This is a genomic window from Marixanthomonas ophiurae, from assembly GCF_003413745.1.
Lineage (GTDB): Bacteria > Bacteroidota > Bacteroidia > Flavobacteriales > Flavobacteriaceae > Marixanthomonas > Marixanthomonas ophiurae.
The window spans coordinates 1455000-1468669 of sequence record NZ_QVID01000001.1 but is presented as its reverse complement, the minus strand read 5'-3'; the positions used below and the strand labels follow the sequence as shown (position 1 = coordinate 1468669).

The 13670-nt window shown below is 35.0% G+C and carries 18 protein-coding genes; 10 read left to right on the top strand and 8 right to left on the bottom strand.

Annotated elements, in window-relative coordinates; all coding sequences use genetic code 11:
* Positions 1–6 precede the first annotated feature (6 nt).
* The 3 genes from DZ858_RS06715 to DZ858_RS06705 are packed head-to-tail and all read left to right on the top strand — an operon-like array spanning position 7 to position 1897.
* Complete coding sequence (locus DZ858_RS06715; RefSeq protein WP_117158801.1) at positions 7–609, top strand: LemA family protein; 603 nt, start codon at positions 7–9, stop codon at positions 607–609.
* A gap of 15 nt (positions 610–624) precedes the next feature.
* Positions 625–1062 carry a TPM domain-containing protein gene (locus DZ858_RS06710; RefSeq protein ID WP_117158800.1) on the top strand — a complete coding sequence of 146 codons (438 nt, stop codon included), beginning with the start codon at positions 625–627 and terminating at the stop codon, positions 1060–1062.
* Between the two features lie 22 nt (positions 1063–1084).
* Positions 1085–1897: a TPM domain-containing protein gene (locus DZ858_RS06705; protein ID WP_117158799.1), complete on the top strand. Its 813-nt coding sequence runs from the start codon at positions 1085–1087 to the stop codon at positions 1895–1897.
* A gap of 294 nt (positions 1898–2191) precedes the next feature.
* Here the strand turns inward: DZ858_RS06705 and DZ858_RS06700 are convergent, their stop codons facing one another.
* The 4 genes from DZ858_RS06700 to era form a co-directional block, all read right to left on the bottom strand.
* The gene (locus tag DZ858_RS06700; protein WP_117158798.1) at positions 2192–2521 is read right to left on the bottom strand and encodes a hypothetical protein; all 330 of its coding nucleotides are present in this window, start codon (positions 2519–2521) and stop codon (positions 2192–2194) included.
* A 9-nt stretch (positions 2522–2530) separates the two neighbouring features.
* Positions 2531–3163 carry a hypothetical protein gene (locus tag DZ858_RS06695; protein WP_117158797.1) on the bottom strand — a complete coding sequence of 211 codons (633 nt, stop codon included), beginning with the start codon at positions 3161–3163 and terminating at the stop codon, positions 2531–2533.
* Positions 3164–3304: 141 nt separating this feature from the next.
* A complete protein-coding gene (gene der / locus DZ858_RS06690) occupies positions 3305–4609 on the bottom strand; it encodes a ribosome biogenesis GTPase Der (RefSeq protein WP_117158796.1) in 1305 nt (434 codons plus the stop codon).
* A gap of 121 nt (positions 4610–4730) precedes the next feature.
* On the bottom strand, positions 4731–5612 hold the full coding sequence (era, locus tag DZ858_RS06685) for a GTPase Era (RefSeq protein ID WP_117158795.1): 882 nt from the start codon (positions 5610–5612) through the stop codon (positions 4731–4733).
* Between the two features lie 204 nt (positions 5613–5816).
* Between era and DZ858_RS06680 the strand changes: the two genes are divergently transcribed.
* A complete protein-coding gene (locus DZ858_RS06680) occupies positions 5817–6347 on the top strand; it encodes a lipid-binding SYLF domain-containing protein (protein WP_117158794.1) in 531 nt (176 codons plus the stop codon).
* A gap of 52 nt (positions 6348–6399) precedes the next feature.
* On the opposite strand, the gene DZ858_RS06675 is transcribed toward DZ858_RS06680, so the two are convergent.
* The 3 genes from DZ858_RS06675 to DZ858_RS06665 all read right to left on the bottom strand — a co-directional run bounded on the left by DZ858_RS06675 (position 6400) and on the right by DZ858_RS06665 (position 8157).
* Positions 6400–6903: a GreA/GreB family elongation factor gene (locus DZ858_RS06675; protein ID WP_117158793.1), complete on the bottom strand. Its 504-nt coding sequence runs from the start codon at positions 6901–6903 to the stop codon at positions 6400–6402.
* A gap of 186 nt (positions 6904–7089) precedes the next feature.
* On the bottom strand, positions 7090–7551 hold the full coding sequence (locus DZ858_RS06670; protein WP_117158792.1) for an RNA methyltransferase: 462 nt from the start codon (positions 7549–7551) through the stop codon (positions 7090–7092).
* A 36-nt stretch (positions 7552–7587) separates the two neighbouring features.
* Positions 7588–8157, bottom strand: a complete 570-nt coding sequence (locus tag DZ858_RS06665; RefSeq protein ID WP_117158791.1) for a TetR/AcrR family transcriptional regulator — start codon at positions 8155–8157, stop codon at positions 7588–7590.
* A gap of 103 nt (positions 8158–8260) precedes the next feature.
* Here DZ858_RS06665 and DZ858_RS06660 point away from each other — a divergent pair, with 103 nt between their 5' ends.
* Both DZ858_RS06660 and DZ858_RS06655 read left to right on the top strand, forming a co-directional pair.
* Positions 8261–10048, top strand: a complete 1788-nt coding sequence (locus DZ858_RS06660) for an aromatic amino acid hydroxylase (RefSeq protein ID WP_117158790.1) — start codon at positions 8261–8263, stop codon at positions 10046–10048.
* Between the two features lie 4 nt (positions 10049–10052).
* The gene (locus tag DZ858_RS06655; RefSeq protein WP_117158789.1) at positions 10053–10358 is read left to right on the top strand and encodes a rhodanese-like domain-containing protein; all 306 of its coding nucleotides are present in this window, start codon (positions 10053–10055) and stop codon (positions 10356–10358) included.
* Between the two features lie 35 nt (positions 10359–10393).
* Here DZ858_RS06655 and DZ858_RS06650 read toward each other — a convergent pair whose 3' ends face one another.
* On the bottom strand, positions 10394–11008 hold the full coding sequence (locus DZ858_RS06650; protein WP_117158788.1) for a DUF4230 domain-containing protein: 615 nt from the start codon (positions 11006–11008) through the stop codon (positions 10394–10396).
* A gap of 129 nt (positions 11009–11137) precedes the next feature.
* Here DZ858_RS06650 and DZ858_RS06645 point away from each other — a divergent pair, with 129 nt between their 5' ends.
* The 4 genes from DZ858_RS06645 (at position 11138) to DZ858_RS06630 (ending at position 13625) form a co-directional block, all read left to right on the top strand.
* Entirely contained in the window at positions 11138–11518 is a 381-nt protein-coding gene (locus DZ858_RS06645; RefSeq protein ID WP_117158787.1) for a hypothetical protein, read from the top strand.
* 47 nt (positions 11519–11565) lie between these two features.
* Entirely contained in the window at positions 11566–12363 is a 798-nt protein-coding gene (locus DZ858_RS06640) for a hypothetical protein (RefSeq protein ID WP_117158786.1), read from the top strand.
* Positions 12364–12368: 5 nt separating this feature from the next.
* The gene (locus DZ858_RS06635; RefSeq protein WP_117158785.1) at positions 12369–12983 is read left to right on the top strand and encodes a deoxynucleoside kinase; all 615 of its coding nucleotides are present in this window, start codon (positions 12369–12371) and stop codon (positions 12981–12983) included.
* Between the two features lie 117 nt (positions 12984–13100).
* Positions 13101–13625, top strand: a complete 525-nt coding sequence (locus DZ858_RS06630) for a lipocalin family protein (RefSeq protein ID WP_117158784.1) — start codon at positions 13101–13103, stop codon at positions 13623–13625.
* Positions 13626–13670 lie beyond the last annotated feature (45 nt).

The following is a 13670-nucleotide window of genomic DNA, read 5'->3' as shown; positions in this document are numbered from 1 at the left end:
TAAATTATGAAAAAATGGCTCATCCCCGTAATAATAATCGTTGCCCTTGTGGCAATTGGTGGATTTTGGTTTGTAAACGTTAACAATAGGCTTGTGCCTATGGATGAAAACGTTACAGCACAATGGGCAAACGTAGAAAGCTCATACCAACGCCGAGCAGACTTGATTCCTAATATTGTAAAAACCGCAAAAGGCTACGCAGAGTTTGAACAACAAACATTAACGCAGGTTATTGAAGCTAGAAGCAAAGCAACTTCGGTTACTATCGATCCTTCCAATATTACGCCAGAACAATTGGCACAATTTCAACAAGCTCAGTCCGGTTTAACTTCTGCCCTTTCCAGATTATTGGCTACGTTTGAACGATACCCAGACCTAAAAGCAAATGAAAACTTTAAAGAACTCATCAACGAGCTGGAACGTACCGAAAATCGAATAAACGTAGAACGGAATCGTTTTAATGATCAGGCTCGTATTTTTAATTCGGAAGTGCGACAATTTCCCACAACTATTGCAGCAAGCATCTTAGGTTTTGAACGCAAAATATATTTTGAAGCAGACGCTGGAAGTGAAAATGCACCCGAAGTAGAATTTGATTTTAATAGCTAACAATCCCTTTTTTATATGTCTAAAGTAGAAGATTTCCTTTCCGCCGATGCCGAAGGCGATATTATTGAAGCCATTCGCACAGCCGAAAAAAACACCTCAGGTGAAGTTCGTATTCACTTAGAAGCACACAGCGAGATTGATCCTTTTGAACGCGCTGCCGAAGTTTTTGATATGTTGCATATGAACAACACCAAGCAAAGCAATGGTGTACTTATTTATGTTGCTGTAGAAGACCGCACACTTGTAATTTTAGGCGACAGTGGTATAAATGATGTTGTGGCACCCGATTTCTGGGAAAGTACCAAAGACACCATTATCAGTCAATTTAAGGAAGGCAATATGGAACAAGGCTTAGTTGACGGTATTTTAATGGCCGGCGAGCAGCTTAAAAAACACTTTCCTTATCAAAAAGATGATAAAAACGAATTGCCTGATGATATTTCAGTAGGATAAACTAATAAATTTACTCAGGTGTATGCCCAAACTATTTCAGAAATATAATCTTCTTTTACTTTTAATAGGATTCTTGTTTTTTTCTGAAACAAGTATTGCGCAATATGATATTCCTCCAAAACCTACCAAACAATCAGATCAGACTTCAGTGTATGATTATATTAATCTACTGAATCCCTCTCAGAAGAAAAATCTTGAAAATAAATTACTTCGGTATGCCGATTCTACATCAACACAGATTGTAGTAGCAGTTATAGGCACCACAAAAGGAGAGGACATTTCATTTTTAGGAGCCAAATGGGGACAAAAATGGGGCATTGGTCAAAAAGATGAAGACAATGGGATTCTAATCATACTCGCCAAAGATGATCGTAAAATAGACATAAACACAGGCTACGGCATCGAATATCGTATTACCGATTTAATGGCTGAGCGCATCATTAATCGCATTATGGTCCCCGAATTTAAAAAAGGAAATTTCTATTTGGGTTTAGACCAAGGAGCCGATGCTATTTTTGCAGCCCTAAACGGCGAATTTAAAGAGGATCGAGACTTCAACAAAAAATCTAGTGGTGGCGGTGGAAATTTTGTATTTATCGTTATCATTTTCATCATTATTATTATCGCACTAAGTTCTAAAAAAGGCGGTCGTGGTGGTAGCGGTGGCCGAAGAAGTGGTAGTAGCTTGTTAGATGTAATTATCTTAAGTAGCATGGGACGCACCGGCGGATTTGGCGGTGGAAGTTCGGGTGGCGGCTTTAGCGGCGGCGGTGGATTTGGTGGCGGCTTCGGTGGCGGTGGATTCGGCGGTGGCGGTGCTTCTGGGGGATGGTAAATTCAGTTAGCAGAAATTTATAACAGCCCAAAAAAGTTATAACTATTAATCATTTTAGCTACATATAATTGTCAATCTCCATTCAAAAGGATCTATCTTCTGCAAATCTTTTATTCTTTCACTTCTTTGTTAATAATTAAATCACAGAAAAAATTCTTAACAGTAGGATCCTTTGGGTTATAAGTATTTTTATCTATTAGCTTAAACCTAAGTGTATCGATTTATTGAATAATACGCATGTTATTTTTAAACGGGGGTTCCCTTAAGTTCTAATTTGGAGTGTTATTAAAACTATTATTCTATTAATAAGAAATAAGATGTATTATAATTTTGAACTATTTTAATTGTATCATTATTCCTTTTTTTTATTATTTGAAAAGGTGCTGTTATATTTCCAATCGTATTATTAGGTATTTTAATGTTAGGGCAATTTTTTGAAATAACAATACTATCATTTAACCATAGAAATCCTCTATAATCTACTACATCATTTATATAGAGATTAATTTCTAAACTTTTTTTTAAGGTCTTATCTTCAGAGGTTAATCTATGAAAAATAATTATGAATAAAAATAAAGCGAACAGGATAGTAGCTACAATAAGAGGAGTTTTTAAATTCTTCATATTTATTTCTTAAAACTTTCCTTTAAATTCATCATACTGAGAAAGACATTTTTCTCCTATTTTCTTGCCTTTCTCTTCAGATAAAACAATTAATTTTCCTTTTTCTGTAAGTTCTACCACTGCATAAGTATAGCTCACTTCCGAATCTTTGCCTTGAATATTGACGTCGTAAGAATTATCAAATGATTTTACTACAAGTATATAATTATCGCAAAAGAATGATTTTAGATACTCTTCTTCTTTCATATAAAAATCATCGAACGTTTTAAGTATCCCTAAAACAACAGAATTTTTATTTACTATCAACGTATATGCTTCTGTAGTAGTGTAAACCTTTTCATTATTTGAAAACCAAGGCAAATACTCATTAGAATATAAAATCATTTTATATCCAAAAACAGCTCTACTACCGTAAAAATAATGATCTGCCTCAACCCCATACAACTGTTTATTTTCTGGTGAGGGTATTAGTTCAATCTTTTCTACCTTCATTTTATTGTTAAGCAACCCAATATTTCTCACATTATCAGGGAAATTAATGTTTGCAACTGAATCGTTAATAGAAATATTTTCAGAACACTTTTGAATTGAAGGAAGGGTTGCGTCATATTCTAACTGGGAAAAAGCATAGAATGAACTCAAAATAAAAAATAGGTTTAAAGTCCTCATGACATATAATCTATAATTATCTCACTTGGCTATGATTATCTAAGGAACTCATCTCATAAGCTCATTGCCAAATTCATAAAACTATAGAAAAACCTAGTAAAAAAAAAATTCAGCTTATTTCTTCCGAAGGTAAATTTTAACCGGAACTCCTGTAAAATCAAAGTTTTCCCGAAGCTTATTTTCCAAAAACCGTTTGTAAGGGTCTTTTACATATTGTGGTAAGTTGGCAAAAAACGCAAAAGTAGGGTAAGGCATTGGTAATTGCGTTATAAACTTTATTTTTACGTATTTCCCTTTGTATTGTGGTGGTGGCGTAGCTTGAATAATGGGCAATAATACATCATTCAATTTACTTGTTTTAATCCGTTTGCTTCGGTTTTTATAAACCTCAACTGCTGTTTCAATGGCTTTAAAAATACGCTGTTTATTCAAAACGGAAATAAATACGATTGGAACATCGGTAAATGGTTCACATTCTTGACGAATATGTTTTTCAAATTCTTTTACCGTGTTGGTTTCTTTTTCAACTAAATCCCATTTGTTTACCAGAATCACAACGCCTTTGTTGTTGCGTTGTGCTAACCAAAATATATTTTGTACTTGTCCATCAAAACCACGAGTGGCGTCAAGTATTAAGATCATCACATCGCAATGCTCAATAGCGCGAACGCTTCGCATTACTGAATAAAATTCTATATCTTCTTTAACTTTAGTTTTTCTTCGAATACCTGCGGTATCAATTAAGTTAAATTCAAAACCAAAACGATTGTAGCGCGTATCCATACTATCACGGGTAGTCCCCGCAATGTCGGTAACAATGTAGCGTTCCTCACCAATTAGAGTATTGATAAAGGAAGATTTTCCAGCGTTTGGTCTTCCTACGACAGCAAAACGTGGTAATTCACTTTCTTCCTCTTCTTCTTTTTCTGGTAAGGCTTTTACTAAATCATCAAGCAACTCCCCTGTTCCGCTTCCGTTAATAGAGGATAGCGTGTAATATTGTTCAACACCTAAAGAATAAAATTCCACTGCATCGTTTTCGCGCGTGGCACTATCTACTTTATTTACAGCTAAAAAAAATGGTTTTTTAGACTTCCTCAACAAGGTAGCAACCTCTTCATCCATTCCGGTCAAGCCGCTTTCAACATCAACCATAAAAATAATAGCATCTGCTTCTTCAATAGCTAACACAACTTGTTTATCTATTTCTTCTTCAAAAACATCGTCACTTCCTTTTACATATCCACCGGTATCAATTAATGAAAATTCTTTGCCGTTCCAGTCACTTTTTCCGTAATGACGATCACGGGTAACACCACTCACCGCATCGGTAATGGCTTCCCGGCGTTGTATCAATCTATTAAAAAATGTAGATTTCCCTACGTTTGGTCTTCCTACGATAGCAACTATGCTCATGATTTTCTGTTTATTTTAAAAATGCAAAAGTACTGCATTTTAATAGTAGTTGATGTATTTTTCTGAAATAGCCTAATATACAAATTCCAAGTACTCTTTATAAGTTAAAAAAAGCAACAAATTATTACTTGTTATATCCGAAGCGTTTTAACTGCCTATCATCACTGCGCCAGTTTTTATTCACTTTTACGTACGTTTCTAGGTGAATCTGTTTTCCGAAGAATTTTTCTAAATCCTTACGAGCCTCTACTCCCACCCGTTTAAGTGCCGAACCTTTATGCCCGATGATAATTCCTTTTTGCGTTTCGCGTTCTACCATAATCACACTTCGGATACGGATAATATCATCATCTTCAAAAAACTCTTCGGTATCAATTTCTACAGAATAGGGAATCTCTTTTTTGTAGTGCATCAGGATTTTTTCCCGAATGGTTTCGTTTACAAAAAAACGTTCTGGTTTGTCGGTTAATTGGTCTTTTGGATAGAAAGCAGGTGATTCTGGCAACACCTCTATAATACGTTTAAACACTTCAGAAACACCAAAATTTTCTAATGCTGAAATAGCAAAAATCTCTGCATTAGGAACTTTTTCTTGCCACATCTGTAGGGCTTCGGTCAATTTTTCTTCGTTTCCTTTATCTATTTTATTGATAAGAAGTAAAACAGGGATTTTAGCATTTTTTATTTTTTCAAAAAACGCCTCGTCTTTAAGATCTTTTTCACCTAATTCAACCAAGTATAGTAAAATATCGGCATCTTCAAAAGCAGATTTTACAAAATCCATCATACTTTCCTGCAATTGATATGCTGGTTTTATAATACCAGGTGTATCACTTAAAATTACCTGAAAATCCTCTCCATTTACAATTCCTAAAATACGGTGACGGGTGGTTTGAGCTTTGCTCGTTATAATAGAAAGTCGCTCGCCTATAAAAGCATTCATTAGTGTGCTTTTACCAACGTTAGGATTACCAATAATATTTACAAATCCTGCTTTATGTGCCATAATTTTAATTTGCTACAAAGATACTTTAAAATGAATTACTCTAACCTACTTTCATCCCTACAATAATCATTATTAAAATTTTAACGGTAGAAAAGGTTCTTTAACAAACGTTAAGATTTCCTTTAATTAACAATAACAGCTCATTAACTAATATGGCAACATTCAATTAGTAACTTAGCTAGTGAATAACAAAAAAACTTAATTATGAAGAAGAAAAATTTAATACTCGTATTACTGATGTGCTTTAGCTTGACGCTTTTTGCACAAAATGACAAAGACCGCGAAGTAATAAATGATGCTGAAAAAGCGAAAGAAGCGTTTATTACCAAGAATAAATCAATGGCAAAATATTTTGCTGATGCCGATGCATACGTAATCTTCCCAAATGTAGGGGAAGGTGCTTTTATAGTTGGTGGAGCATCTGGTAACGGAGCCGTATATGAAAACGGACAACTTATTGGAATGGCTAAAATGAAAAAGGTAGATGTAGGCGCTCAAATTGGTGGTGAAGCGTACAGAGAAGCTATTTTATTTAATAGTGAAGAATCTTTGGAACGTTTTAAAGACGATGATTTTGAACTTTCAGCTAAAGTTTCAGCTGTATTGGTTAAAGATGGTGCTTCACTAAATGCCGATTATAGAAACGGTGTTGCCGTATTTACTATGCCAAAAGCTGGATTGAGCTTAGAAGCATCTGTTGGCGGACAAAACTTCGAATTTATTCCTTTTGAATAATAAATAAAAATTGAGAAACTAAAATAAGCCTTGTAGACTCTACAAGGCTTATTTATTCATATGAAATAGTAAGTATTTTTAACTTTCTAACTTCATTTCCCAACTTAAAATCTACTGTTTCGTCTATTTTTGCACCCGTAACAGCTTTGGCAATTGGAGCGACAAATGCAATCTTGCTTTTTGTTACATCGGCTTCATCTACTCCAACTATTGTAAATTGCTGTTTGGTTTTATTATTTAAGTTTTGAATATGTACCGTAGCCCCAAAACGAACCTCATCTTTAGCTTGTTCTTTAGGATTAAGTACGCGAGCGGAATGAATACGCTCATTCAGTAATTTGAGTTTGCCTTCAATAACGGCAAGCGTTCTTCTTCGTTCCCGTTCATCGGTAATGGTCAGTTCTTTAATTTCAGTTTGCAACGCTTCTCTTTCTTCTACTAACTGCTCCATACCATTTGGCGTAACATAATTTACCACCCCTTCAGGCAAAGCTGCCCGTGGTGGAATCATAGGTGGTTCTTCTTGATCGCCTTCTCTTACAAATCCTCTGCTCATAGTATTGCCCGCCCAGGCGGGTATCTTTTAAAATTATACTTGCTTTATTTTGAAATTTTATTCTTCAGTCTAATTGCTAAATAATTTTTGAAAAATGAGAGTTTCAAATTTTATAATGAATTCTCACATCTAATATCTAACAGCGAAGCGTTCTCATATCTAGGTCGGTCACGACTTTTGAATATACTAAACTTTTGGCTTATTACGGCCTCGATCATATAAAATAATACTGCCAGCAACAGCAACGTTTAAACTTTTTTCTGAAGGGAATTGAACCAAAAAATGTGACTTATCAATAGCCTGGTTAGACAATCCATGATCTTCGGCCCCCAATAAATACACACAACGTTTTGGGTGTTCAAAATTTTCTAATTGAACGGCTTTCTCTGTTTTTTCAACGCCAACAATGCGACAGCCTTTTGGTAAATGTTTATAAAAGTCTTCGAATTTTTCATAATGAAAATATGGAAGCGACTTTACGGCATTATGCGTATCGCTAGACTGATTAGCGTAGCGGTTGCCGATGGTAAAAATAAAACTTGCACCCATATTCTGGGCTGTTCGCCAAAGCACACCTAAATTTTCGGGCGTTTTACCGTTTTGGATTCCTATTCCAAAGAATTCTGTAGTGAAATTATTGGGTTGCATAGCTGCAAAAATACAGAACTTCTAATAATAGCAATACTATACAATCCCCTTTAAAAGAACGGCGACCATATCTCTTTTTAAAATGTTTACATCAAGTTTCCCTCTTTTTTCATACCATAAATACAACGTTCGCAAGGTAGAAAGCATCGAAAACAAAATAACTTCAGGATGTCTGGCTTCTATTTCACCTGCTTTTATTCCTTCTTTTATAATAATCCGGACGTTATCCTCATAATCGTCCCGCATGTTTACAAACTGCTTTAGGTCGTCATCTTGTAAATGCATCCAATCGTTGTTCAATGCTGCTAACGCTTCAGAATAGGTAACAGTAATATCGATATGAAAGGCAATGATCTTTTCAATTTTCTCTACGGAAGTACCCTTTTTTGAAACCACTTGTTCCATTCCATTGGTAAACTCGCGAGCAACTGTTAAAATAAGGGTTGAAAGAATTTCTTGTTTCCCCGAAATATGATTGTATAAGCTAGAAGCCTTAATTCCCATAGCTTGTGCAATATCTCGCATGGAAACAGCATTGTAGCCTTTTTCTTTAAAAAGGCGGGAAGCCGTGGTTATTATTTCGATTTTTCGGGAAGCGGGTTTCATAATAGCTTGCAAGATACAGTTTTTACAAACTCATTCATAAATCTGTTATAAGGTATTATTAATTACGACTTAAGTAGTTCTAATTTCATTATTTTTGGACACTATGGAAGAGCGCATTGAAACAAACGAGTTATTAGAGAGGTTGCCACCGCATTTAAAGCAGTACATAAAACCTCAAGATTACGATCAATACACCCCTATAAACCAAGCGGTTTGGCGGTACGTAATGCGCAAAAATGTAGATTATTTAAGCCAAGTGGCTCATGAAAGTTATTTGGACGGTCTTAAAAAAACAGGGATTTCTATCGATACCATTCCTTCTATGTATGGTATGAACCGTATTTTAAAGGAAATTGGCTGGGCAGCCGTTGCGGTTGATGGCTTTATTCCGCCTAATGCGTTCATGGAATTTCAAGCGTATAAGGTGTTGGTAATTGCTAGCGATATTCGCCAACTTGAAAATATTGAATACACTCCAGCGCCCGATATTATTCATGAAGGTGCTGGGCATGCGCCTATTATTGCTAGTCCCGATTATGCCGAATACTTACGCCGGTTTGGCGAGATTGGTGCGAAAGCGATTTCTAGTGCGCATGACATGGAAATGTATGAAGCCGTTCGAGAACTTTCTATTTTAAAGGAAGCTGATGGAATTTCAGAAACTATTATACAAAATGCGGAAGAGCGAGTAGAGAACCTTCAGCTTAAAAAAGTAGAACCTTCTGAAATTTCACTTATTCGAAATTTGCATTGGTGGACGGTTGAATATGGTTTAATTGGCACCATTGAAATCCCTAGAATTTATGGCGCTGGCTTGCTATCTTCTATTGGGGAAAGCACGTGGTGTATGAAAGAAGAAGTAAAAAAAACACCCTACTCCATTGATGCGGCTTATCAAGAGTTTGATATCACCAAACCACAACCACAATTATATGTAACGCCAGATTTTGCATACTTACAAGAAGTATTAGAAGAATTTGCCAACACTATGGCCGTGCGTAAAGGCGGCTGGCGTGGATTAAACAAATTGATAAATTCTAAACAAATTGGTACTATTGAATTGAGTACTGGTTTACAAGTGAGCGGTCATTTTACCCGCATGATTCAAAACGAGGATAATGAAGTGGTTTATTTTGAAACCAAAGGCGAAACAGCACTTGCATACCGTGAAAAAGAAGTAATCGGCCACGGAATTAGTCGCCATACTGATGGTTTTAGATCACCACTGGGGAAGTTGAAAAAAATTAATCTCGCCATAGAGAATATGGGACCTCGCGATTTACAAGCATATAATTTTTACGATGGTAAACCTATTGCTTTTGAATTTGAAAGTGGTATAACCGTTGAAGGCCTAAACGTAACCGGAATGCGAAACTTACGCGGCGAGCTTATGCTTATTCAGTTTACAAACTGTACCGTTACGTATAAAGATGAAGTATTGTTCAGTCCAGAAATGGGTGATTTTGATTTAGCAGTTGGAAAAGAAATTGTTTCTGCATTTGCAGGTGCAGCAGATTATTTATCCTTTCCTATTTCGCTTCATAAATTAAGTGAAACAAAAACCAATCGTTCAAACCTTTCTGAAAAAGAAATTAAGTTGAATGATTTATATAAACAAGTATGTTTACTTCGGAATAATGAAGAGAACAGCTCTTTAGACAAAAACCTGCCTGAGTTAAAATCTATTTTTGAAACTATAAAAAAAGAATACTCAGCAGACTGGTTACTTTCGCTAGAAATCTTTGAGCTAATTGCTTCTGAAAACAGTTCGTTTTCAGAAAAAGTATTAAAACACCTTTTAGCACTTAAAAACGAACGCCATAGTGTTGCTCATTTAATAAAAGATGGTTTGTCATTGGTAGAAGAAAGTAGAAAACAAATAAGTAATTAAAAGTATGGGACTATTAGATTTTTTATTCGGAAGTAATACTAAGAAAATCGAAGATTTTAAAAAGCGGGATGCTGTAATTTTAGATGTTCGTACGCAGAAAGAATACGATGCCGGTGCTATTTCAGGTTCAAAACATATTCCGCTAAACGATGTAAGCTCTAAAATATCAGAAATTAAGCAATGGAATAAGCCTGTAATTACCTGCTGTGCCAGTGGTGTTCGCAGTGGTAATGCTGCTAAAACATTAAATAATAACTCTATTGAAGCCATTAATGGAGGTGGCTGGAAATCACTAGAAAAAAAGTTGTAATTTTTCTCCCCCTCTTAATTTAGGAGGGGAAAAAATTAAAGCTTTATCTTCTCAAAATCTACTTCATCTTCAATAGGTTCATTTTGATATTGTAGCGTCCACCCCATCGAGCTAGTGAGAATATATATTTTCTGTAGCTCAGAAATTAATCTGTTTTCTGCATTGGTTATCAATTCAGAAGCTTCTATTTTTTTTCGAAGCGAAATTTCTACTTGCTTTTTTATTTTATTATAATCTTCCGCTTTAAACTGGTTCAAATAATCCTGTTTTACATCATAATATTCAATATTAGGATTAATATTTAGTTCTGGTTCCGGAATATAGGTTATGGTAACGGTTTTAGTTTCTTGATTAACTTCCGTTTTAATTTTACTGAGATCGTAGGCAATCGTGGCTTTTGCGTTTACCACAATCAGTGCTTTTTTGCGAGCCGAAAAAACATCTAAGTAGAACTTTTTCCAATCTTCGTAAGTAAAAACTTGGGCATAGCTTCCTTCAGTAACAATTAATTTTCCTACATTTTTTAATTCTTTTTGAATCAATGCCGTATTGGCTTCCAATTGTTCTTTTTTGTCTTTATTGTGTTCACAATACCGTAAACCAAACACAATGAGAAGCGTAATAACAGCGCCAAAAAGTATCTTTCGCATAGTTCAATTTTTCATTAAAGATACGGAATTATATAGCTGCTTAACATACTACGTAAAAACACGTAAATTTATGTAGGAATTATGTTACAATGAGGTTTTTACGTATCTTTCAACCAAACTAAACTAATCATGGGATTTTTTTCAACTAACCAACAGGATCAATCCAATAAAGTAGCTAAACAATTAGCGACACATGCTGATGAAACAAACAAAGAGATAGAAAGCATATTGTCAAGGTTTTTAAAAAACCAAGAGAAATATGATGCTCTTAGTGATGAACTGCTCGTATTGTCTAAAAGTATAAAAGAAAGGCTTTCTACTTCAGAAAGTGATCAATTATATGCGCTCGTTGAAACTGTTTATGATCTTCAAGAAGAATATCTAAACACCTTTCGGGTTATTGCTACACTTCAAGAAAAACAACAAATAAGAGCTAATGCGATTGATGATAAATATAAAAAAATAGCTAAAAAAGCTAGCCAAAAATATACTGAGGCTCGAAGCCTTTAAAGTAAACCACACAATATATAGCACGCTTTTTGTATCTTGAACTCCCTATGAAAGCCGTGTACCTCCTTTTTTTATTACTTACCCCAGTTTTACTGGCGCAACAAGTAGAGTCTATTGCAAAAGCACCTTTAAAAGCAGATATGTTTGTAGGTGTCGATGCCTTTAGTAATGTATATTTCACTACCAATATGGAATTGCACAAAACCGGTGTGGATGGCGATTTTGTATTTAACGATCTTCAGTTAGGCCCCATAACCTCTGTTGACATAATCAACCCATTGAACATAGTTCTTTTTTATGAAGACACCAACACCGTAGTTCTTCTTGATAATAAGCTAAACAAAATTGAACGCATCAATTTCAATACCCTCCCTCAGTTTTTAAACATTAACACGGCAACCAATGCCGGCAATAATAGGCTTTGGGTTTTTAACATAGACACACAACAACTGGAACTGTTCAACTACCGCTCATTAACCAACACCGTTGTTTCGCAACCTTTTTCGGGCACATTGGTTTCTCAAACTAGTAATTTTAATTATTGTTACCTACTTACTGAAAATAAAATACGCGTTTTTAATGTCTATGGAAGTTTGCTTTCTGAAATAGCTTTGAAGGACTATACTAAAGTAATTCAACAAGATGAAAAAGTAATGGGCGTAAAAGAAAATTCGCTTTATTATTTAGCTGAAATAAGTGAAGGCTCAACAAAAAAATTGCCCGAAGCCATAAAAATACAATTACCTGAAATAACCATAAAAGACTTGCACCTTACGCAGGAATTCCTGTATATTTATGACGGAAAAAACATCCACACCCTAAAACTAACCGAACCTAAGAAGTAAAGATTATGCACGTAGCAATTGCAGGAAACATTGGCTCCGGAAAAACAACCTTAACCCGTTTATTGGCAAAACACTATAAGTGGAAGCCTCAATTTGAAGACGTGGAAGACAACCCCTATCTGGATGATTTTTACAATCAAATGGCACGGTGGTCTTTTAACTTGCAAATTTACTTTTTGAACAGTCGGTTTCGTCAAATTCTCGAAATTCGTGAAAAAGGAAAGGATGTTATTCAAGACCGGACCATTTATGAAGATGCCTACATCTTTGCACCCAATTTACACGCCATGGGTTTGATGACCAATCGCGATTTTGAAAATTACCGTTCGCTTTTCGACTTGATGGAAAGCGTAACCGAAGGACCTGATTTATTGATTTATTTACGTAGTTCCATTCCTAATTTGGTAAAGCAAATACACAAACGCGGCCGTGATTACGAAAACTCCATAAGCATCGATTACCTAAGCCGTTTAAACGAGCGCTACGAAGCTTGGATACACGATTATGATAAAGGCAACCTCATAATTTTAGACGTAGATAACCTTGACTTTGTTGATGACCCTGAACATCTAGGTGAAGTAGTTAATAAAATTGACGCAGAACTGCACGGTTTGTTTTAACCTACATCGCTATTTTCAAAATACTTAAATTCTCAACTTAAAAATAAGTAAGATTTTTATTGTTAATTTTTTTAACATTAATGTATATTAGCCGCATTATTAACTAAATTAAATTTTATGAAGCTTACCAAATTACTTTTTCTTACTATTTTAACTTTTTCAATTATATCTTGTAGTAAAGATGATGACTCTAAAGAAACCAATGACACCTCATCTTCTTTAGTAGGATCATGGAAAGCAACAGATTTTTCTTATGAATCTACCAGCAGAACAGAAGGACAAGGAACAACAATTGAATCTGAATCTACTGGAATCGCTAAAGAACTTGATATCACGGTCGAATTTTCTGAAGACCCGAATACCTACGAAGTTGACAGTGATTATGTTTTAGAAATTACAACAGAATCTTCTGGCGACACAATTATACAAGAAATCCCAATTCAATATTCAGGGACAGGAACGTGGAGTAAAGAAGGTAACACTCTTAGTATAATTGAGAACAATGAAGAAAGAGAAGCCACTATTACAGAATTAACCAATTCTAAACTTACTTACACTTCAACGACGACACAAACTCAAACACAGTCTGGAATTACGAGTACTGTTGAAGTTACTGAAACACTATCTTTTTCAAAACAATAATTGATATTTTCATATTTTTGTTAAATAGACCTGTTTTACGCAGGT